This window comes from Pseudomonas sp. HP_01 (assembly GCF_055284355.1).
In genome coordinates, this window is record NZ_JBTOPV010000020.1 from 1 (window position 1) to 20,011 (window position 20,011).

The following is a 20,011-nucleotide window of genomic DNA, read 5'->3' on the forward strand; positions in this document are numbered from 1 at the left end:
GAGGGAACCCGACGAAGTCGGGCCAAACCAGGAGCAGGCACTTTTGCTTACTTTTGGTGCTTTTCAAAAGTAAGTCGCCGAAGGCGAAACAGTCTGCCCCCAGGCAGACGCCCTTGATCTTAAGGATCTTGAATCACTGCAAAACATCACTCAAATGCCCCAACCCCGCTAGCTCCAGCTCCTGCCGACGAATACTGTCCAGACTCACCGCCGCCCCCTGCGCATCCGGCACCGCATGCCAAACCACAAAATCCCGCTGCACATCCAGAAACAGAAAGAAATCGTTAAACAACTCCGCCTGGGAAAAACGCCGCTCCAACGCATCGCGCAACTGCTCCGGGCGCAAAGCGCGACCCTCGATATGCAGCGCAATGCCCCAGTCCCGGTGCTCACGTCGACTGACAAACGCCACGCCCGCAGCCACCGGCCAGATCGCCGCACGCTCGGCGGCGACATGGGCATAAAACGCTGATTTTTCCGATACCCGAATCATGCTCAGTCCTTCAATGGCACCACAGTAAAATCCTGCTCATGGTCACGCTCATCAATCCCCTGACGCATGTCCGGCGGCCACCAGATCACCAGCTCCCGGTCATTGGAATCCGGCCGCTTGCACGAATAACCCGAACAACCTTGGGTGGCACACCCCGCCAACGTGGAGGTGACCAGAAACAGCAAAAGCAAACCGCGCAGGTTCATCGTGTAGCCCCCTTGAGCAGCGAAGGTCGGTTCTGTTTGGCCTTGCTCGACACCTGCGGCTGGCGCAGGGCGATGTAGATTTCACTCTCCGCCCCCGGCTGCAGCCACGCGTGGGGCCAGGCGCTGACGCCCATCACCCAGCGACCGCCGCAGCGGCTTTCGTCGATGCGCACCGGTTTGCTGGTGGTGTTGCGCGCCACGACCACCGCGACACCCCAATCCTTGCGGGTAAACCACTGCGAACGCTGGCGATCCATGGTCAGCCCGGTACCCGGATCACACAGGCTGTCGGCTTCGAACGGCAAAGTCTCGCCGCTGTTGAAGCCCACCGGGGTGACGCCGTCGAGCAACTGGGTGAAGGCGTTCTGCACATCGCTACGGGTCGGTTGTTCGCCACCGTCGCGACGCTCCTTGATGCGCTTCATCTGGTCATCGACGTCGTGGGGGTTGCCGTTCTGCACGTAGCGCGCCGGGTTGATCTGATCGCCGATCAGCCGAGGCGTGAGGATGAACAGACGCTCACGCTGGTTCAGCTCGCGGCTGCGGGACTGGAACAGCAGCTTGCCGATCACCGGAATGTCGCCCAGCAGCGGGATTTTGTTGACCTTGTCGGTGGTTTCCAGCCCATGGAATCCGCCGATCACCAGCGAGCCGTGCTCGGCGATCACCGCCTGGGTACTCACGTTGCCCTTGCGCACAGACGGCTGGTCTTCGTTGATTTGCGAGGTGTCGATCTGGCCGTCTTCAATATCGACGATAAGCTGGACCTGGGACTTGCCGTTCTGATCCAGAGAGCGCGGAATCACCTGCAAGCTGGTGCCCGCCGTGATGGGCACGATGTCCGCAACCCGCTCGGAAGTGGCGGTGAGGTATTCAGTGCGGCTGAAGTCGATCACCGCCGGCTGGTTTTCCAGGGTCAGGATCGACGGGTTGCCGATCACCGACGCCGCGCCGTTGCCTTCGAGGGCATGCAGGTCGGCCGAAAATTTGCCGGCGTCCTGGATAAACAGCGTGGTGCTGGTGCCCTGCTCGAACAGGTTGGCGCCGCCGCTCACGCTGCCGCCCTTGAAATTCCAGCGGCTGGACAGCTGCGCCAGCTCGTTGCGGTCGATGTCGAGAATCACCGCATCGATCTCGATCAGGTTACGCGGCGTGTCCAGTTGCTTGACCAGCTTCTCGTACATTGCCCGGCGCTTGGGCAGGTCGTAAATCAGCACCGAGTTATTGCGCACGTCGGCGCTGACGCGGATCTTCGAACGGCCCTTCTCTTCACTGGAGGACCCGCCGCGTTTGCCACGGGAACCCAGCACCCGGTCCAGCCCCTGTTCGATGGCGCCGGTGTCGAAGCCCTGACCTTGCATGCCGCCATAATTCAGGCCCGACGACGTGGTGCCGCCTCCAGACCCGGCAGTACCACCCTGCCCTTGCAGCAGGTTGACACCGTTGATGGATTCGCCTCGGGAGCGGCTTTCCAGCAGCTCCTGAAGAATGCTCGCGACGCCGGCGACGGTGAGCTGTTGATCGCGATAGCGAATGGTGCGGTCAGCGGCGTTGGCGTACTTCAGCGGCAGGACCACGACGTCCTGCTTCTCGGCTTTTTCCGGTGCCTCGACCTTCTTGCTGTAACTGCGCACGAAGTCGACGTACTTGGCCGGACCGCGCACCAGCACCACGCCTTCGTCGGGCAATGCACCCCAACCGAAGCGCTTGTCCAGCAGGCCGACATCCGACAGCGCCTGCTGCAGGTCATCGACCGCTTCCGGCGAAACTTCGATGCGCGCCGAGGTCTGCTCGCTGGTCGGGCTGATGTACAGGGTTTCGTTGTAGACGAACCACTGGAAGTGGTGCTCCTGACCGAGCCGGTCGAGGAATTCCTGCGGGTTCTGTGCACGAATGCGCCCATCCAGCGTGCCCGGCATCGCAGGCATGTCCAGGCCGATGCCGAACTCCTTGGCGAAGTCTGCCAGGGCAGTCGCCAGTTCGGTCTGCCGCGCGTCGTAGGCGTAGGCGGTGTGTTTCCAGGCGTCAGGCACCGCGGCCAGCGCCGGCGCACCGATGCCGATCATCAGCAAAGGCAACCACATTAAGGCCTTGCGCATTTCACACTCCCGGTTGCCAGGTTTTGAGGGTCGAGCGGGACGACGAGGCGGTCGCGCTGCGAATCGAGGTTTGCATGAGGCTGAGCATCGCGGCGCGCTGATTGGCCAGGCGCTCCAGACGTTCGAGCAGTTGCGTGGGATTGCAGGGGTCGGCGACCAAACTGACCAACACCACACAGCGGGTGTCGGGGTCGATGGCCAGTCCGCCCTCGCAGGCACAGGCCACGCCGGCACCGCCCTGGGCGAGTACCGCGTCGAGGCGCTGCGGGTCGCTGCCGTCGTAGGGATCGAGCACATCGAGGCTCAGGCGAATGCCGTTGCCCGAGACGGCGAGTCGCGCGTTGGCATCGTCGATCCAGCAGTCCAGCGGCACGAGCGGACGTCGCTCGCACCACTGAGCAAGGATCGCGCTGAATTCACTGAATTCCATCGATGATCGCTTTGGTGATGCCGTGTTTGGCGCGCAGCCCTTCGTTGAGAATCATGTTGGCGACGTTGGTCTGCTGCGAGGCATCGCTGAACGCCTGGAAGTCTTCCATGGTGCCGCTTTCCGAGGCGGTTTCGGCGGCGTCCTGCATGTCGTCCTGGGCGCGGGAATAGGAGTGATCGAGGTGGTTTTGCAGGGATTTGAAACTGATCATGCCGGTGGCTCCAACTGAGGGATTCAACCCCTGAGTGGAACCTGCGGCCGCTCCGGTTCCATCAACCGTCACAACCGAGTCAAGAAAAACTCATTATTGCGCCGAAGACCCCGCGAGCCCGCGTCGCAGGCTGTCCCAGTCGATGTCGAACGCGCCGTTGGCATCGCTCAGGCGCAGGGTCTGCGGCGCCAGCACCGGGTCAGCCTTGAGCTGCCAGTGGCCGGCAAAACGGCTGGCCGACAACCAATCGCCGAGGCTGTCGAGCAGGTCGGGATGGGCGCTGAGCACGGCGGTGGTTTCGGCGGTCTGCCCGGCAGCGAGATGCCGCATCAGTGCGCGGCTGCGTTCAGCGAGCGTGGTCTGGTCGAGCAACTCGGCAAGGGCCTCGTTGAGCAACGTTTCCACAGCCTCCATGGATTCCTCGACCAAGGCCAGGCGCTGCTGCTCCAGTTGCTCAAGAAAACCGTTGGCGCTGTTCCAGAAGTGCGCCAGCGCCTGATCCTTTTCGTGCTGCGCCTGGGCGTGGGCAGCGGCAAGCATCTGTTCGGCTTCTGCCCGGGCGTTGTCCAGGACTTCAGCGGCGAGCACGGTACCGGCCAGGTCTTCGCGACGCAGGATGTCGGTGACCAGCACAGCGGATGAAGACAACACGAGACGACGCTTGGCGAGCATGTTCAGCTCCTGAAAAACAATGAGGTAACCGCAATCATCAAGGCGTCGACACCCGCCATAACACCGATTGCCACAGGGTTTGCAGCTTGTTCTCGGGGAGCTCGGCACAGGGCGGCGGCAAGGCATCCGGCGCCCAGGACAGGCGCAGCCGCGACCAGCAAGGCTCGCCCGCCCAGGCCGCCAGCAAGATGCGCGCATCGCTCACCGAAGGGTCCAGCCATAAGCCGGGCCGCAACGCCTTGGCCACCGCGCGGCACCAGGGCTCATGCACCTGCCCGGCATCGTCAGGACTCGCCTGCCCGCCTTGGCCGAAACAGATCCGGCCAGCCAGGGATAACGCGCGTTGCTGCTGCGTTGTATCCAGTTGCAGCCATTGCATCAGCGAGTCAACGGGCGGCGGCGGCTGGCTCGGGACCACGCCGACGCTGTGCAGAAACACGTCGTGGCGAGTGCCGAGCAATTCGGTGCAGTCCTCGCGGGTCATGCCGCAATGGTCGGCGAACACGTCGATCCAGTCGGCATGGGCCCACTCCCATGGAGCGCACCACCAACGAATCCAGTGCTCCTCGGCGCTGAGCATTACGCCCGCACCGGCATGCTCGTCCGTGCCCCCCGGCGCAGGCCGATCCGTTGCAACAGCGCGTCACGCCAGTCGCCACGCAGCACCAGGACGATCAACGCAATCAACAGCAGCGCGGCAAACGGCGCGAGCCACAGCATGCGATTCCAGAAGCCGAGGTTGGCGCTGTCGATCAGGAACGGCCCGAAATTCACCAGCCGTTCGGTGTCTTGAAACTCCGCCGCCGGCACGAACACGATGGCGAATTTCTTCGAATCCAGCGGCTCGCCGGACATGCCGGGAATGCTGCTGGCAACCATTTGCTGAATACGCCCGCGCACGCTGTCGGGGTCGAGGGCCGCGGTGTGCTTGATGAACACCGCCGCCGACGCTGGCTGCACCGGTTCGCCCGGCGCGATGCGTTCGGGCAGCACGACATGCACGCGGGCGACGATCACCCCGTCGATCTGCGACAGCGTCGCCTCCAGCTCCTGGGACAAGGCGTAGATGTACCGCGCGCGCTCTTCCAGCGGCGTGGAAATCACCCCTTCCTTCTTGAAGATTTCACCCAGGCTGGTGCGCGATCGATGGGGCAGGCCGGCGGCATCGAGGATCCGCACCGCGCGATTGATCTCGGCGGTCGGCACGCTGATGACCACGCCGGTCTTCTCGCTGCGCTTGCGCGCGTCGATGTGCTGGTCGGCGAGGCTGGCGATCACGTCATTGGAATCCTGCTCGGACATCCCGGTGAACAGGTCCGTGTCATCGCTGCAACCGCTGAGCAGCAGCATCAGGCAGATCAGTCCCGCAGTCAGGTATTTCACGGCATGCCTCTACTGCAGGTTGGTCAGTTTATCGAGGGCCTGGGCGCTCTTGCTGACGACTTTGGTGGTCAGCGCCATCTGCAGCGAATACTGCGACAGCGACCGGCTCATCTGGGAAATTTCCAGCGGGTCGTCGGTGGTGGACGCCCGTTTCATCTTGCGCGCCGCTTGCTGCGACAGCTTGTCGGTGGCGCCAAGACGTTCCGATAGCGCGCTGGCGATCTGTTCGGACAAATGGCTCTGCTGCATCGACATTTCAGGGCGCATGGCGGCGTTGAACAGATCGACGTCCGCCTGCGAAGGCCCGCTGACCAATCCCTGATCCAGGCGCGGCTCAAGATCGGTGGACGGCGATTTGAGTTGGTTGACATTGGAAAGGGTCATGGGCGTTCTCCGGCAGACGGTGTCGATGCGTACAGATTGCTTCAGGAAAGGGTGTTGCTGTTGCTACCGCCGCCCACCAGCGCCGAGACGAGGGCGGAAGCGGCCTGGGCCAGCATGTTTTGCTGATCGTGCTGGGCGAACGGATTAGATTGCCCGCCTGCGCCACTGACGCCGGCACCGTTCTGTTCAGCTTCGAGCCCTTTCTTGATCAGGCCGCTGAGCAGTTGTCCCAGATCCTGGGTCACGCTATTGGTGGCACCGCCCGACTGAGACGCGTCGTTCATCGGCGTGCCGAGGCCGCCGCCGACGCTGGCATTGACGCCCTTCTGCAGCAGATCGCCGAGCAGTTGGCCGAGGTCTTGATTCACGCTGTTCGGGGTCTGCGCAGCGCCGCCCGATAGATCAGAGGGAGAAAGGCTGCCGATCGGGTTACCCAGTGGCGATCCGCCGCCGGCATCACTGAGGCCGCTTTGTTGCTGGCCGAGTTGACCACCCAGAGAGTCGAGCGCAGAACGGAAGTCAGCGGTCTCTTTGCCGTCGAGGAAGTTGTCGCCCTCAGCCGTGAGTTCGTTCTTCCAGGAGCCCGAGTCCGGTGCCGGGAATTTGACCGGATCCTGGGCCGTGCGCTGGTCCATGAATTCGGCGATTTTTTCCAGCAGCGGCATGTCGTCTTTGGAGAAGGTCGTGCCCTTGTCCGTCTTGGTCAGCAGATCATCCAGGGACGCCTTGGCCAGACCGTTGAGGGTCTGCGACATCAAGTCCGGTGCGCCGGCACCCGCCTGACCTGCATCGGCGGCAGCACCAAAGTTGTCGCCCAGCTTGTCTTTGATCAGGTCGCCCAGCGCGGCCTTGATCATGTCCGGGCTGCCGCCGGCCAGGGACGCCAACGGGTTGTTCTTCTCCATCTGCTTGCCGACCATCTGGCCCAGCGGCGATTCCTTGTCCAGGTGCCCGCCTTTGGTCAGCGCCTGAGCGAGCTGATCGATGACGTCCTTGAGCGACTGCGGGGTCTTGTCGCCGCCTGACGTCGGCTGGGAAGCCACGGTGCCGATGTGCAGGTTTTGCAGCGGACTGGTATTGGCATTGAGACTTAGCATGAAACCTCCATCCTTAGGTGGATGCCCCCCTTTTCAGGGGGCGCTCGGACCGATCAGTAGCTGATGCCCTTGGCGTTCTGCGCCTCGGCACTGATCGCCTTGTTGGCGCTGTCTTCCTTGCCGGAGCGGATAGCGCTGAGGACGTCGTTGGTCTGCTTGCGGATGTCGGCTTCGGTCTGCATGGCAATCAGGCGCGCCTGGCTTGCATCGGCCTTTTCGGTGGCGGCGTTCTGTGCCGCTTCGGCCTTGGAAGGGGCGGCGGACTCGGTGATCTGGTTTTCCTGCTTAACGTTGGTCACAGCGCTGGCTGCCTGCTGAGTCATTTGCCCACCCGCGTTGATAGCGCTGTTGGCCAAGCCACCGACCATTGAGATTGGATTCATATCGAACACTCCTGAGTCATCACCAGCGAAAGTGCTTGGTGCCAATGGGTGGCCCGGACCTCAGGATCGGTTCCGCATGTGGCTCAATAAAATTCGGGATGGGCCGGAAGCTGCGGCTCTGGCTGTGTATACGGGGGGGGGGTGTCGCCAGAGAAAGCGGGATTAACGGAGGTCAGACGTCAAGTTCTTTCATGCGGTGGTAGAGCGTCCGACGGGGGATCTCGAGCTCCTGGCTCACGGCATCGACGCTGTTGTTGTGGCGCTTGAGCGCGGCTTGAATCAGCGCTTTTTCGATGACCCGCAACTGCGATTTCAGGCCTGATGATTCGCCCTCTTCGCTGGCCTCTCCGCCCAGCAGCGGAAAACCCATCACGTGACGCTTGGCCGCTGATTTCAGTTCGCGAATATTGCCCGGCCAGTCGTGGTTGAGCAGGACGTGGCGCAGCACGCCAGTGGTCTCGGGCACCGGAATACCCGATTCCTGCGCCGCCGCCTCAGCAAAACGCGCGAACAGCGGCAGGATGCGTGCCCGTTGCTCGCGCAAGGGCGCCAGGGTCACGGTCAAGACGTTCAAGCGGAAATACAGGTCCCGGCGAAAGCGCCCCTGCTCGACCATCTCGTCAAGGGAGCGCTGGGCCGAGGCGATGACGCAGACGTCCAGGGCAATCGGCGATGTCGAGCCGAGCCGCTCGACCGAACGTGTTTCCAGCACCCGCAGGAGTTTGGCTTGCAGGCTCAGGGGCATGCTGTCGATCTCGTCGAGGTACAGCGTGCCGCCCTGAGCGGCCTCGATGTAGCCGACCCGCGCCCGATCCGCACCGGTGTAGGCGCCGCTGACCACGCCGAACAGTTCGCTCTCGGCCAGGGATTCCGGAATGGCCGCGCAGTTCATCGCGACCAGCCGGCCCTTGCGCCCGGACAGCGCGTGGATCCGGCTGGCGACGGTGTCCTTGCCTGTGCCGGTCTCGCCCGACAGCAGCAGGTCGATCCCCAAATGACCGAGACTGCGGGCAACCACGCGCAGGTTCGGCACCTGGTGGTCGTCCTCCAGTTGCTCATCGAATAACTCGTACACACTCATCCACGACCTCTGGTAGTTCAGGGTTACGCGACATTGGCTGCGCGAGATTGGCTGCGAAGTGAGTGGGACCGGCTTTAGCCGGGAAGAGGCCAGTGTGAGCGTCACCAGATGTGTGGTGTAACGCCTGACGCCTTCCCGGCTAAAGCCGATCCCTCTAAATCAGGACTGCTTCATCCGCATCATTCATCCCCAGCTCTTTCATTCGGTGATACAAGGTGCGCCGGGGAATTTCGAGCTCCTGCACCACCGCTTCCAGGCTGTGTTTGTGACGTTTGAGTGCGTCCTCGATGAGCATCCTTTCGATGACCCGCAGCTGGGTCTTCAGGCCGGTTTCCAGATCACGGTCCGCAGGCGCATCACCGCCCAGCAGCGGGAACCCCAGCACAAATCGTTTGGCGGCAGACTTCAACTCGCGAATGTTGCCGGGCCAAGAATGGCTGAGGAGCAACTGCACCAGACGATTGTCCAGCTCCGCGACCGGGCAGCCAAAATCGGCGGCGACTTGCTGGGTGAACTGGTCGAACAATGGCAGGATCTGTTCGCGACGCTTGCGCAAGGCTGGCATTTGAATGGTCAGCACATTGAGCCGGAAAAACAGATCGCGACGAAAAAGCCCTTGTTCCACGAGTTCATCCAGAGGGCGCTGCGCCGAGGCGATGACCCGAAGATCCACCGGTATGAAATCGGTCGAACCCAGTCGCTCGATGCCCCGGGTTTCCAGAATCCGCAGCAGCTTGGCCTGCAGGCTCAACGGCATGCTGTCGATTTCGTCCAGATACAGCGTGCCACCACAGGCGGCCTCGATGTACCCCTCACGGGATCGGCTGACGCCGGTATAAGCGCCGTTGACCACCCCGAACAGCTGACTTTCCGCCAGGGATTCCGGAATCGCCGCGCAGTTCATGCCAATGAAAGAACCTGTCCGCCCGGACAAGTCATGAATACGTTTGGCCAGTGTATCTTTGCCTGTTCCTGTCTCCCCGCACAGCAGCAGATCCATACTCAGATTTGCGGTATTCAATGCTATTTGCTGGATATCCAGCGCCACATTTTCAGGCTGACACGAACAGTCGCTCACATCGATTTCTTCTTTCATCGATACCTCTCGTAGTGGGAGCAAGCGATTTATTAATACCACGCATTACAAAGGCAGCAATAATTAAATTTAGTTCCCCGACGGCGTGAGGACTACTTCACATCGATTCAGTGATATCACTTTGACCTTACTGACATCGACAACTAATCATTCACAAAACATTCAAACGACTATTTAAAATTATCCCTTGCCCCCGACTGGACGCTGACTTACCCGGGTCGCCAAAACGCCCGAACTGCCTCGTGCCTGCATCACAATAGCTTAACAATCATCAGGTTATGCTCTGCCATGGTGCATTCCGTCTCCCTCTGCCGGGTCTTCCTGACCGTCGCGCGGCGGTTGACAATTCAGCTCACTTATTAAGTGTACTTTCAGACCTGGTTGAACTTGATCGTGCGCGATGGGCCGCCGTCTATTAAACATCCACCCCTGCCCACTACTAATGAGAACTAACTTACTCGCCAGACTTATACAGCACAGCTTCCGATAACTTATATAACGCGACATACACTGTTGAAGTTGCTCAATCACTTGCCTGCGTCTTGTTAGTTTCGAGCGCCGCTAGTTTAACTACGTTCGGAAATCCGACCGTTTTAACTCGGTTTTCCGAACATGATTTACTGTACTCCCGCGTATAGGTCCAGACCCCTTGAGTTTAGCGGGTCGGGCATATCGCGCGTTCTGGTCTGGACGATTAAACCCGCGGCAAAGGTTTGCGCATCAATGCTGATTCGATAATAGGATCCAACTAATCGTTGTCACCGAAGATGACTTAACAGGCACTGCTCACCGAGCCGAAGCACTCATCCACCTGTCGCAGCGGATGTTTCTAATTGTGTCTTCCGCGGCGACTGGCCACGATGTATCAGCGCTTTTACACAACGCTGGAAAAGTTTGGTGAAATTTTCGTTAATTGAGTGTGCGGACAGGTCTCACCCGCTGGCTCGGGCCCATGGGGCGTGCAAACCAGGCGTGCAGAATCGTATCCGAATCGACACACGGCGAGCCTATTGCTGCCAAAAATGGGCCTGAGGCGGACAACGTTGCGGGCGAGGCGTCGGCTCAGGGACGCACGATGCCGGCTGACGCCGTGGCAGTACTGACCGCCAGTGCCTCGTTACCGTGCATGACGTCGTCGGTCATTTTGTCCACGGTGGCGGAAAGCTGCTCGAACTGGTCGCGAGGCACCAGCAGGCGAGAGGGTCCGTCGGCGGTTTTCTTGCGCAGAAATGCCGGATTGAGGTTCAACAGCACCGAGCGATCAATGCCGGCAGTGACGGCAAGGCGCTCCAGATCCACCGGCCGCGCCAGCTCCAGCACCGTGAAATACGGCGCGTTGGCCACCGGGCTAAGTTTTACGCCATAGGTCTCGGGTTCGCGCACCAGCAACGACAGCGCCAGCAGGCGCGGCACGTAATCCTGGGTTTCCTTTGGCAGGCTCAGGTGCCAGTAATCGGTCGGCAGCCCTCGTCGCTGATTCGCGTCGATGGCCCGGCTTACTGTGCCCTCCCCCGCGTTATAGGCCGCCATCGCCAGCAACCAGTCGCCGCCGAACTGGCTGTGCAGACGCGTCAGGTAATCCATCGCCGCTTTGCTGGAGGCCACCACGTCCCGACGGCCGTCGTACCAGGCGGTCTGGCGCAGGTCGAAGTCACGCCCGGTGGCCGCCATGAACTGCCACAGCCCGGCCGCGTCGCGGATCGAATTGGCTTTGGGGTTATAGGCGCTTTCGATGATCGGCAACAAGGCCAGCTCTGCCGGCATTGCGCGTTGATCGAGGGTTTCGACGATGAAGTGCAAATACGGGCTGGCCCGCTGGCTGGCATTGCGGATGAACCCTGCATTACCGAGAAGCCAGTTGCGCTGGCGCACGATGCGTTCATTGACGCCGTTGTCGTCGGCCAGACGGAAATCCTGTCCCATGCGCTGCCAGATATCACTGCCGTCGTAGGGTTGCGCCGGCCGCGAATACGCCACCGGCTCAACGCTGCGATTGAGGCCCGCGACCAGGCGCGGCGTGCGTTCGGTGCTTGCCTCGGGCGGGCCGTAAGACTGGCAACCGGCACACAAGATCGCGACGATCAGTGAAGCGATGCGCATTGGACGAACGACACGCAGAGCGCCCGAATACGGGCGGGAGGCAGGCGGCATGGGAGGTCATCCTGAGAGGTTTATGCTGTGTGGCACGGTTGCCTGAACGGTTCCGTGGCGAGGGGCTGAATAGCGGAAATTACCCTTCGGTCGGACTGACAACGCCGACCGAAGCGGGTGAGCAATGCACTCACGTCGGGCGATAGCTGCCCGCACCCGGGGCCGCCATGCCCCTCAATGACGGCGTGTCGCGCTCGGCAGTCAATTGCCCCTCAAGTTTGTATCCCACCGGCGCCTGCTGGGCTTCGGCGTAGTCGAAGGTGATCTCGCCGCGCAGCCGCTCGACACTCAGGTTGCTGCCGCTGCGGAAGTTGGTCCAGATCCCGGGCAAGGTGAAGGAGTCTTCTTTGGCGGCGTTGCGGAACACCGAAATGCTCTTGATCCGCAGGTTTTGTTCGTCGTCCAGAATCGCCTTCAACGTGGCGTCGGTGAGGGTCCCGGCGATGGCCTGCTGATCAATCGTGGCCTTCGCGTCGTCCGTCACTTCCAGCTTGATCTCCGCCCGGGTAGTGCCCCTGCGGTCCTGAAGCTCCTTCACCAGCCCGGCCAGTTGGGGGTCCTGACTCATCAACCCGGCGATTCTCTCGGCATTGCCCGAGTTGGTCGTTCCCCCCAGCCAGACGCGCACCGGATCAGTGGCGCGCTTGCTGTTGCTGGCGCGGTCGATGCGGTTGACGTTGCTCTGTTTGGTGGTGAAATCCATGGTCGTCATCAGCCGCGTGTTCTGATCCGCCGCCTTGTCCTGGCGCCGGGTCTGGCTGAGGCTGTTGAGCGCGGCGTACTGAGCGTTGGTCAACGGTTCGGCGGGCGGGATCGCCACGGTGGCGTAGGTCGACGCCAGCGCTTCCAGTTGCGCCTTTGCGTCCTTGCCCGACAGGTCCGGCGCATCGATCAACGGAAACGCCTTTTCCAGCGTGCTGGCGAGCGCTTTGGTCTCGGCCGGCAGTAACGGCAACGTGTCCTTGAAACGGATATCGAACGCTTTGCCGGTCTTGTTTTCCACCACCACGCTGGCGGTGACACCCGTCGGCACCCCGCCCGACAGAAACACGCGATTAGGCTGCGAGCTGAACGCAGCATCGAACAACCGCGCGTAGGCGGTCGCGCCGCCCTTCTCCAGAAAACGCACCCTGTTGTCGGTGCGAATGTCCGTGCGCAAACCGTCCGACCCGCGCCCTTTCACTCGCTCGCGCTCGTAGCTGGCGAGGTTGGCGGTGCCCACAGCGCCAGCGGAAAGACGCATGAAGCCCTTGACCGGCTTCGCGCCGATCTGCCCTGCATTGAGCCGGTATTCGGCGCCGAGGTTCAGGTCTACATCGGCGTTGTGCTTGGTACCGGTGCGCAGTTCCTGCTCGGCGCTTTCATCCAGGAAAGACAGTGGGTGCAGCCGGCTGGCCACCGCCCCCTGCGCGTCGCCGCTTTTTTGCAACGGTGTGCTGGTCAGGTCCCGCACGAAGCCTTCGATGTCCTCGTCGCGCACAAAGAAACTCAGCGCGTTGCTCTGGGTGTATTTGTATTTGAGGTCGGCGCTGACGCCCATCCAGCTGCCGTTCTGTATCAGGTTGGCGGAGGTGTCCTGTTTCGGAGCGGCGTGATCGGCAAACCCGGCACCGAAGCCGATGTTGCCGCCACCGGCCACGGCGCCGTCGCGGTTCATCGAGACCTTGAGCCCGCGCTCGTAGCGGGTAAAGGTCAGGCCGTAGGTGCGCTCCGGCTCGACATTGACCCGTCCGCCCAGATACGCCGGCCCGGTGACCGGACCGCTGACGCCGGCGGTGACGTTGCCGGCATAGTTGCGGCTTATTTTCAGGTTCTCCCGGGGTTTGAGCTGACGCAGTGCCGTGCTCAGTTCTTCGCTCATGCGCGCAGGCGGGACGTCCATTCCGGCGCGCAGGTTCTGCGTCATCGGGTGCTTTTCGTCACGGAAGTATTTGAGCATGGTCTTGCTGGCGTCGTAGCTGGCCTCGAGTTCCGTGTGGCTGCGAAACCCGGCGTCGGTGTATTTCTTCAGCGGCGCGTTGGCGTATTCCTTCGCGTAAGTCTGCTCCAGGGTGTTGGCCACGCCATCGAGCAGCGCGTTCGAGGTATTGCCTTCGCGGGCCGCCGCCGTGAGCAGATCAAGCTGCTGATTCAACTGAAAGAGCACATCGGCGTTGAGCGCCAGCCGCGCCTTGACCAGCGCCTGCGCATCGCCCCTGTCACGGTCCCCATCGGGCTTGCGATGGCCGACCTGAAAGCGCTGGGACGTCAGCTGTTCAAGCAACCCGTTCAACGGTGTATCGGTCACGCCGGAAACCGCCAGGGAGTGCGCCAACCCGGCCACCATGTCGTTGGCAACCGGTTTCGACGGCATGAACGTCGGGTTGTCCTGCCCGTCGCTCGTCAGGACACCATGGTCCTGGGCCAGGGAGCGCAGCAGCCGCTCGGTGTCTTCGGCAACCGCCTGGGTGGCTTGCTCGATGACGTCGGCGAGCAGATCAGCCTTGGGATTGTTGATGAACGCGCCATTGCCGCGAATCTGCTCCAGCCGCGCACTCATCGCCGGGACCCTGGCCGTGGGCCTCATCCTCCAGCGTTGATCCAGCCGCGCCAGCATGTCCGATTCGGTTTGATAGACATCCGCCAGGCCTTTGCGGCCCTTGAAAACATGGGTGGCCTTGTCAAACGGCTTGCGCAGGCCGGCCCCGACGCGCAAGTGCGACCTCAGGTAGCTCAATGGGCCGGGCGTGGCTTCCTTGGGCGTGACCGTTTCCATATTGGACCGGCCCAGCACGGCGGCGTTGACCTTGAGGTTGCCGCGGCGGGTGAAACCTCCGAGGGCGTGCTCGCGTTCGGCCAGGCGTTGATGCAAATCATGCTGCCGCGTCAGCTTGGGGTTCTGTGGCGCTTTCGCAGTCAGGCTGCCGTCGGCATTCAATTGCTGCTCGGTGTCGCCATGCTTCACCAGCAACGCGCCATCGGGGGCCGTGCGAATGCTGTCCAGCGAGACGCCCGCTGGCAGATTCGGCTCAACCAGGCTCCAGGCGGACTGATCCTGATGATGAACACCCAGGCCCTGTTTTCCGCCCTGCCAGTGTTGCGCCGCCATGCGAAACAGCGCGCCGGCCTTAAGTACGTAAAGATCGCCGCCTGCGATGGTCATGTCCTGAATGTGGCGCTGGTCGACCTCATGGGGATCCGGAATGCCCAGCGTCTCGTCGTCGCCAAATCCCGGCAACGGCGGCAGTGCCTGACGCGTGCCTTTCTGGTCGTGGGTGCGCAGGTGTCCGTCGCTCAGGGTGACGTAGCGATCATCGTTGAGCACTGCGATTTTTTCCGCGACAACGTCGTGGGCGCCACGCAACGTCGCACCCGCCTTTACCTCAGTGCCATGGCCGGTGGTGAGGTCCGGTCCGCTGCCCATCGTCCGCGACAACGCCTGGGCCTGCACGGCCAGACGCTTGACCGCGCCTTCTTTATCGACCACGTAGGCGAAGCCGTCGTTGCCCTGATGCAGGTCTTGCAGACTCGACTCCGAACCTTTGCTCCACTCGTCGGTTCTCGGGTCTTGCACCAATAACTGACCGTCCTTGTGCGCCACGCTGCCGCCGTCCAGATGAATCATCTCGTGGGCGTCTGGCACCAACGCCGGCAAATTCTGCTGCCTGACCACTGCGGTTGATTGACTGAGATTCCAGCCGGGCACGAAATCACCCTTCGTGGCGTCCCATTGAGCGGTGTGCTCCTTGCCATGGGCGTCCTTGAACCGCGCGTTCAGATTGCCGGTCTGGTCATTGAACAGACCGCTGAAGGTCAGCTTGCCAAACTCCGCGACCGCCAACTCCCTCGCAGCGTGGGGCTGTAGATTGAGCGAGTCCGGCCACTGTTCACCGGTGGGCAACCGACCTTTGTGCAAACGCCCGCCGCCGTCGACCATCAGCAGATGTGGCCCGGCGATACCGATGGCTGAAGGCTTGTCGGCTTTTTTATCACCCAAGGGCGCGTTGTTGAGGGTCAGTTCCGTGGAGCGACCTTCAGGCTCTTCCAGATGAACGGCCCCGTCGTCTGTCGACACACCGAGCAACTCATTGCCCCGTATCGCCGTCGCACTGACCGGATGAGCAAACATCACGCGCGTTGGCTGACCGTCACCCAGCTTCCAGACAACGCCTGCTTCATCAAGGGCGTGGACATCGTTGCCGTCAAGGCTCAATGATTTGAACGTGCCCTCGTGCCCGGTTGGCAGCCCGGCGGCGTGCCAACTGGCGTCGCCGCCAAAGCGAAAAAGCTGCTTGTCATGAAGGGTCCAGACGTCCCTGCCAGCGCCTTCGAAGATGCCGCTTTTCTGGGCCAGATGCCCCTTGTCGAAGGGTATCGCCGGCGCCACGCCGCCCGTGCGATGAGGCCTGGAAGCAACATAGGCATGGACCGTATGCGCGGACGCATCGGCCCTGACGGCAAAGCCCTGGGCGTCGATCAACTGACCGCCAGGATGCTTCGTAAACGACTGGCCCGGCTTGTTGAGGATCTCGCTCAACAGACGCTGTTCGTTGTCCAGCCCTCCAATGCGCCCTCTATCGCTGACCTCCACACGCCCCTGGGCATTGACCGCCAGGTCGAGACGCGTCGGCGGGTCTAACGGCTGCAGGGCAACGCCGGGGTTTTGCCCGGCGGCGGGCTGCTGCGGGCCGTCATGGCGGCGAAAGACCGAGGCACCGAAGTGTTGAAGCGATCGCAACGGGTTATCAAAACGCATGAGCAGACATTCCATGGAAGCGTCCGCCTGAGTGGCTGCCGCCCCCCAGCGGGTTCCCATCGGATTGAGCCTTCGCCCCTGCCCCCTTGCCTGTTCTCTATAACAGAGGCCCGCCCCTCATGAATGCATCACCTTGTCGTGATCGCGAACGCTGTATTTCACCACGCCCCAGATCAACAGCTCGTCGCCTTCCATGACGTAGCGCGGCGGGTATTTAGTGTTCTCGGATTTGAGGATGACCTCGTTGCCCCGCATGTGCAGGCGCTTGCAGACCGGCTCGGTATTCAGCGCGGCGATGACGATGTCGCCGTGCTCGGCATAGAGGCTGCGGTCGACGATCACCAGGTCGCCGCAATAGATGCCCGCGCCCTGCATGCTGTCGCCTTCTATTTTTACGAGATAGACGTGGGGCGCGCGAATATCGAACAGCTCGTCCAGGGAGATATGCCGCTCGATGTGATCGGCCGCCGGCGAGGGAAAACCTGCCGGCACTTGAAAGGCATAAAGGGGGAACCGCTCGCCCGCCGCCGACAACCGGCCAAGGATGGTGACACTCATGGGACTGACCTTGTGTTTGTTAACTGTACGTATATACAGTTAACGTTCTCAGCCGCGTGCGGTCAATCTTGTAAGCAGGAAAATTCGACGGGTGACACATGTGCGGACGCTATTCGATCTACGAGCCAATGGACCATTACCTCAAAACCCTTGCGCCAGAGCAGCTGGTGATCAACGGCTATGATCTCTGGCCGATCGAGCGTTACAACGTGGCGCCGACCACCCGCGTCGAAATCATCCGGCCAGTGGCTGACGGCCTGAGCGTCGACAAAGTGCGCTGGGGCTGGTCGCCCCACTGGGCAAAAGGCAAACGGCCCGACCCGATCAATGCGCGGGTCGAAACGGTGATGACAGGCAAGTTCTTCAAGGAGCTATGGCCGAACGGTCGCGCCCTGGCGCCGGCAAACGGCTGGTATGAATGGGTCAAAGACCCGAACGACTCGAAGCGCAAGCAGCCCTGGTTCATCCATTTGAAAGATCAGGAACCGATGTATTTCGCCGCATTGGGACAGGTCAGGCCTGGCCTTGATCCGGACGAACGCGACGGCTTCGTCATCATCACCGCAGCGAGCGATGCCGGCATGCTCGACATCCACGACCGCCGCCCGCTGGTGCTGACACCCGAACTCGCCCGGGAATGGGTCGATCCGCAGACGCCGGCGTCACGGCTCACGCAAATCGCGCAGGAAGGCTGCCGGCCGGTCAGCGATTTTCGCTGGCATGCCGTGGGCAAGGAGGTCGGGAATGTGCGCAACGAGGGCGCACAGTTGATCGAGCCCGTGGCTGGGCCCGACCTGCTGGCGGAAGTTCAGAACGAGGACGTCTGATCGCAGCACGGGGTGATCAAACGGCACTCAATGTGGCAGATGGCGAGTGGTCAGTTCAGGTCGTTCATGCCCTGATCGTCCATGCGCTGGCGGGTGATCACACTCACCGACTGCGGCGTCTCGCGGATGGACAGCGGCAGCTTGGTTGCCGTGTTCATGGAACCCGTTGTGTAAGAGCCCGAACTCTCCGTGGTCGCCTGACCCGCAATGCCGTAATCGGCGTTGATGCTCAAGCCTTGCAGCGCGATGGTGCCCGACGCCGAGTTTTGTTAAAGCGCGCGATTTGGTTTTACTGCTGTTACGTCCATCAGTCGGCTCGGGCGAATTCAGTCTGGACCGGGCGGCAAGATCACAATTATCATGCCCATGTCCCACGATGAATAATCAAAGGTACTACCTTGCCCCGTTCCAACTGGCTGCCTACGCCGCCTTAGCGCTACGCCCCCCTCGCTTTACCCTGACCGCCACCTGACTGCGGTCGAATCCTGCTGCGCCTGACTTTCTGTCCGCGGCTAATCCACAACTCCAATGAAACAGACACACGTGTATCGCCCGGCGCCCGTCGCTGTGCGTCATGCCGTGCCTGCCATGGGTGAATTAATGTTTGAAAACATCAGAACCGCTTGGCTGTCCGACGCCAGAGCGAACGTACTCGCTGGACTCGTTGTTGCGCTGGCCCTTATCCCCGAGGCGATCGCCTTCTCCATCATTGCAGGCGTCGACCCAAAGGTCGGCCTGTATGCCTCTTTCTGCATCTGCACCGTCATCGCCTTCGTCGGCGGCCGACCGGCGATGGTGTCGGCGGCGACCGGAGCGATGGCGCTGCTCATGGTCAATCTGGTCAGGGACCATGGCCTTCAATACCTTCTGGCAGCTTCGTTGCTGTGCGGGGTGCTTCAGATCATCGCCGGCTATCTGCGCCTGGGTGAGCTGATGCGTTTCGTCTCCCGCTCCGTCGTGACCGGGTTCGTGAACGCGCTGGCGATCCTGATTTTCATGGCCCAACTGCCGGAACTCACAGGAGTGACCTGGCCGGTTTATGCCCTGACGGCCGGCGGGCTGGCCATCATTTACCTGTTTCCCCGACTGCCGGTGCTGGGGAAGCTGCTCCCCTCGCCGCTGGTGTGCATTATCGTACTCACCGCAATTTCAATCTCAATGGGACTGACCGTACACACCGTAGGCGACATGGGATCGTTGCCTGACAGCCTGCCGATATTTCTGTGGCCGGACGTGCCGCTGAACCTCGACACCCTGCTGATCGTTTTGCCCTACTCTGCCGCCCTGGCGGTCGTAGGGCTGCTGGAGTCGATGATGACCGCAACCATCGTCGACGACCTGACTGACACCTCTAGCGACAAGAACCGAGAGTGCAAGGGGCAAGGCATCGCGAACATCGCGTCCAGCCTGATAGGCGGCATGGCAGGTTGCGCAATGATCGGGCAGTCGATGATCAACGTGAAATCCGGCGGCCGCACCCGACTGTCCACGCTGAGCGCCGGGGTATCGCTGCTGGTGATGATGGTCTTCCTCGGCGACTGGCTTGCGAAAATCCCGATGGCGGCGCTGGTGGCCGTGATGATCATGGTGTCGATCAGCACGTTCAGCTGGGACTCGATCCGCAACCTCAAAAAGTATCCGCTTTCAACCAACATCGTCATGGTGGTGACGGTCGTGGTCGTGGTCGCCACCGACAACCTGGCCTTCGGCGTCGTCGCGGGCACATTGCTGGCGGCGATGTTCTTCGCAAACAAGATCGGCCATCAACTAGAGGTGAGCTCAACCCGTGATCCTGAGCACCCTCACCGCACGTATCAGGTATCCGGCCAGGTGTTCTTCGGGTCAGCGGACAGGTTTATCCGATCCTTTGATCTCAAGGAGCCCCTCGATACGCTGGTAGTTGACCTTCGCGAAGCCCATTTCTGGGACATCACGGCGGTTGCGGCATTGGACAAAGTGGTGCTCAAGCTTCGTCGACTGGGGGTCCATGTGGATGTCATCGGGATGAACCAGGCCAGTGCAACCCTTGTGGATCGTTTCGGCATTCATGACAAACCGGGCGGTTTAGAGACGCCAATGGGGCACTGACTGCAGCGCAGTGGTCACACCCACACAATCGTGACGCCGGGAAGGCTTGGCAAACGGCTTGCGCTGCGCAGAGACGCAGCGCTGCAATGGATACGCGTGGTTTTGCGAAAGTGATCC

General features: G+C 61.7%; 17 protein-coding genes and 2 pseudogenes. 2 read left to right on the top strand and 17 right to left on the bottom strand.

All coding sequences use genetic code 11. The annotated features are described in order from the left end of the window. Positions 1–133 precede the first annotated feature (133 nt). The 16 genes and pseudogenes from ACYAR8_RS12740 to ACYAR8_RS12815 form a co-directional block, all read right to left on the bottom strand. Positions 134–493 carry a type III secretion protein HrpV gene (locus tag ACYAR8_RS12740; protein WP_463580074.1) on the bottom strand — a complete coding sequence of 120 codons (360 nt, stop codon included), beginning with the start codon at positions 491–493 and terminating at the stop codon, positions 134–136. Positions 494–495: 2 nt separating this feature from the next. Continuing rightward, positions 496–699: an HrpT family type III secretion system protein gene (gene hrpT, locus ACYAR8_RS12745; RefSeq protein WP_463580075.1), complete on the bottom strand. Its 204-nt coding sequence runs from the start codon at positions 697–699 to the stop codon at positions 496–498. Then, positions 696–2,798: a type III secretion system outer membrane ring subunit SctC gene (sctC, locus tag ACYAR8_RS12750; protein WP_463580076.1), complete on the bottom strand. Its 2,103-nt coding sequence runs from the start codon at positions 2,796–2,798 to the stop codon at positions 696–698. Before sctC ends, hrpT begins: the two co-directional genes overlap by 4 nt. Position 2,799: 1 nt before the next feature. Then, on the bottom strand, positions 2,800–3,228 hold the full coding sequence (locus ACYAR8_RS12755; protein WP_463580077.1) for a type III secretion system chaperone family protein: 429 nt from the start codon (positions 3,226–3,228) through the stop codon (positions 2,800–2,802). Then, positions 3,215–3,439, bottom strand: coding sequence for a type III secretion protein (locus tag ACYAR8_RS12760; RefSeq protein WP_065989219.1), 225 nt, complete (start codon positions 3,437–3,439; stop codon positions 3,215–3,217). Before ACYAR8_RS12760 ends, ACYAR8_RS12755 begins: the two co-directional genes overlap by 14 nt. 93 nt (positions 3,440–3,532) lie before the next feature. After that, entirely contained in the window at positions 3,533–4,111 is a 579-nt protein-coding gene (sctL, locus tag ACYAR8_RS12765; RefSeq protein ID WP_463580078.1) for a type III secretion system stator protein SctL, read from the bottom strand. 37 nt (positions 4,112–4,148) lie between these two features. Then, positions 4,149–4,691: a type III secretion protein gene (locus ACYAR8_RS12770; protein ID WP_463580079.1), complete on the bottom strand. Its 543-nt coding sequence runs from the start codon at positions 4,689–4,691 to the stop codon at positions 4,149–4,151. Continuing rightward, complete coding sequence (gene sctJ / locus ACYAR8_RS12775) at positions 4,691–5,494, bottom strand: type III secretion system inner membrane ring lipoprotein SctJ (RefSeq protein ID WP_074891950.1); 804 nt, start codon at positions 5,492–5,494, stop codon at positions 4,691–4,693. The genes ACYAR8_RS12770 and sctJ overlap by 1 nt, the downstream gene beginning before the upstream one ends. Before the next feature lie 9 nt (positions 5,495–5,503). Continuing rightward, the gene (sctI, locus tag ACYAR8_RS12780) at positions 5,504–5,878 is read right to left on the bottom strand and encodes a type III secretion system inner rod subunit SctI (protein ID WP_108122847.1); all 375 of its coding nucleotides are present in this window, start codon (positions 5,876–5,878) and stop codon (positions 5,504–5,506) included. Between the two features lie 41 nt (positions 5,879–5,919). Further along, the gene (locus ACYAR8_RS12785; RefSeq protein ID WP_463580080.1) at positions 5,920–6,975 is read right to left on the bottom strand and encodes a type III secretion system effector HrpZ; all 1,056 of its coding nucleotides are present in this window, start codon (positions 6,973–6,975) and stop codon (positions 5,920–5,922) included. 53 nt (positions 6,976–7,028) lie between these two features. After that, positions 7,029–7,358, bottom strand: coding sequence for a type III secretion system major pilin HrpA (locus ACYAR8_RS12790; protein ID WP_108122843.1), 330 nt, complete (start codon positions 7,356–7,358; stop codon positions 7,029–7,031). Between the two features lie 172 nt (positions 7,359–7,530). Further along, positions 7,531–8,439 (bottom strand): sigma 54-interacting transcriptional regulator, encoded by a 909-nt coding sequence (locus ACYAR8_RS12795; RefSeq protein ID WP_074891958.1) that lies wholly within the window; start codon positions 8,437–8,439, stop codon positions 7,531–7,533. A gap of 154 nt (positions 8,440–8,593) precedes the next feature. Then, positions 8,594–9,535 carry a sigma 54-interacting transcriptional regulator gene (locus tag ACYAR8_RS12800; protein WP_083398838.1) on the bottom strand — a complete coding sequence of 314 codons (942 nt, stop codon included), beginning with the start codon at positions 9,533–9,535 and terminating at the stop codon, positions 8,594–8,596. Between the two features lie 1,065 nt (positions 9,536–10,600). After that, positions 10,601–11,686, bottom strand: a pseudogene (locus ACYAR8_RS12805) (transglycosylase SLT domain-containing protein); the annotation flags it as partial. 130 nt (positions 11,687–11,816) lie between these two features. Then, complete coding sequence (locus ACYAR8_RS12810; protein WP_463580082.1) at positions 11,817–16,421, bottom strand: AvrE-family type 3 secretion system effector; 4,605 nt, start codon at positions 16,419–16,421, stop codon at positions 11,817–11,819. Between the two features lie 117 nt (positions 16,422–16,538). Further along, positions 16,539–16,979, bottom strand: a complete 441-nt coding sequence (locus ACYAR8_RS12815; protein WP_065989204.1) for a LexA family protein — start codon at positions 16,977–16,979, stop codon at positions 16,539–16,541. A gap of 98 nt (positions 16,980–17,077) precedes the next feature. Between ACYAR8_RS12815 and ACYAR8_RS12820 the strand changes: the two genes are divergently transcribed. Further along, on the top strand, positions 17,078–17,806 hold the full coding sequence (locus ACYAR8_RS12820; protein ID WP_463580083.1) for an SOS response-associated peptidase family protein: 729 nt from the start codon (positions 17,078–17,080) through the stop codon (positions 17,804–17,806). A 53-nt stretch (positions 17,807–17,859) separates the two neighbouring features. Here the strand turns inward: ACYAR8_RS12820 and ACYAR8_RS12825 are convergent. Continuing rightward, positions 17,860–18,006 (bottom strand): annotated as a pseudogene (locus ACYAR8_RS12825) (hypothetical protein); the annotation flags it as partial. A gap of 400 nt (positions 18,007–18,406) precedes the next feature. Here ACYAR8_RS12825 and ACYAR8_RS12830 point away from each other — a divergent pair. Then, positions 18,407–19,894: a SulP family inorganic anion transporter gene (locus ACYAR8_RS12830; RefSeq protein WP_463580101.1), complete on the top strand. Its 1,488-nt coding sequence runs from the start codon at positions 18,407–18,409 to the stop codon at positions 19,892–19,894. The last annotated feature ends 117 nt before the right edge of the window (positions 19,895–20,011 follow it).

Excerpts from the sequence above, each read along its gene's own strand:
- sctL (WP_463580078.1), bottom strand. The coding sequence starts at position 4,111 with ATGCTCGCCAAGCGTCGTCTCGTGTTGTCTTCATCCGCTGTGCTGGTC.
- sctI (WP_108122847.1), bottom strand. The coding sequence starts at position 5,878 with ATGACCCTTTCCAATGTCAACCAACTCAAATCGCCGTCCACCGATCTT.
- hrpT (WP_463580075.1), bottom strand. The coding sequence starts at position 699 with ATGAACCTGCGCGGTTTGCTTTTGCTGTTTCTGGTCACCTCCACGTTG.
- ACYAR8_RS12795 (WP_074891958.1), bottom strand. The coding sequence starts at position 8,439 with ATGAGTGTGTACGAGTTATTCGATGAGCAACTGGAGGACGACCACCAG.
- ACYAR8_RS12740 (WP_463580074.1), bottom strand. The coding sequence starts at position 493 with ATGATTCGGGTATCGGAAAAATCAGCGTTTTATGCCCATGTCGCCGCC.
- ACYAR8_RS12810 (WP_463580082.1), bottom strand. The coding sequence starts at position 16,421 with ATGCGTTTTGATAACCCGTTGCGATCGCTTCAACACTTCGGTGCCTCG.
- sctC (WP_463580076.1), bottom strand. The coding sequence starts at position 2,798 with ATGCGCAAGGCCTTAATGTGGTTGCCTTTGCTGATGATCGGCATCGGT.
- ACYAR8_RS12830 (WP_463580101.1), top strand. The coding sequence starts at position 18,407 with ATGTTTGAAAACATCAGAACCGCTTGGCTGTCCGACGCCAGAGCGAAC.
- ACYAR8_RS12815 (WP_065989204.1), bottom strand. The coding sequence starts at position 16,979 with ATGAGTGTCACCATCCTTGGCCGGTTGTCGGCGGCGGGCGAGCGGTTC.
- ACYAR8_RS12800 (WP_083398838.1), bottom strand. The coding sequence starts at position 9,535 with ATGAAAGAAGAAATCGATGTGAGCGACTGTTCGTGTCAGCCTGAAAAT.
- ACYAR8_RS12755 (WP_463580077.1), bottom strand. The coding sequence starts at position 3,228 with ATGGAATTCAGTGAATTCAGCGCGATCCTTGCTCAGTGGTGCGAGCGA.
- ACYAR8_RS12770 (WP_463580079.1), bottom strand. The coding sequence starts at position 4,691 with ATGCTCAGCGCCGAGGAGCACTGGATTCGTTGGTGGTGCGCTCCATGG.
- ACYAR8_RS12790 (WP_108122843.1), bottom strand. The coding sequence starts at position 7,358 with ATGAATCCAATCTCAATGGTCGGTGGCTTGGCCAACAGCGCTATCAAC.
- ACYAR8_RS12760 (WP_065989219.1), bottom strand. The coding sequence starts at position 3,439 with ATGATCAGTTTCAAATCCCTGCAAAACCACCTCGATCACTCCTATTCC.
- ACYAR8_RS12785 (WP_463580080.1), bottom strand. The coding sequence starts at position 6,975 with ATGCTAAGTCTCAATGCCAATACCAGTCCGCTGCAAAACCTGCACATC.
- ACYAR8_RS12820 (WP_463580083.1), top strand. The coding sequence starts at position 17,078 with ATGTGCGGACGCTATTCGATCTACGAGCCAATGGACCATTACCTCAAA.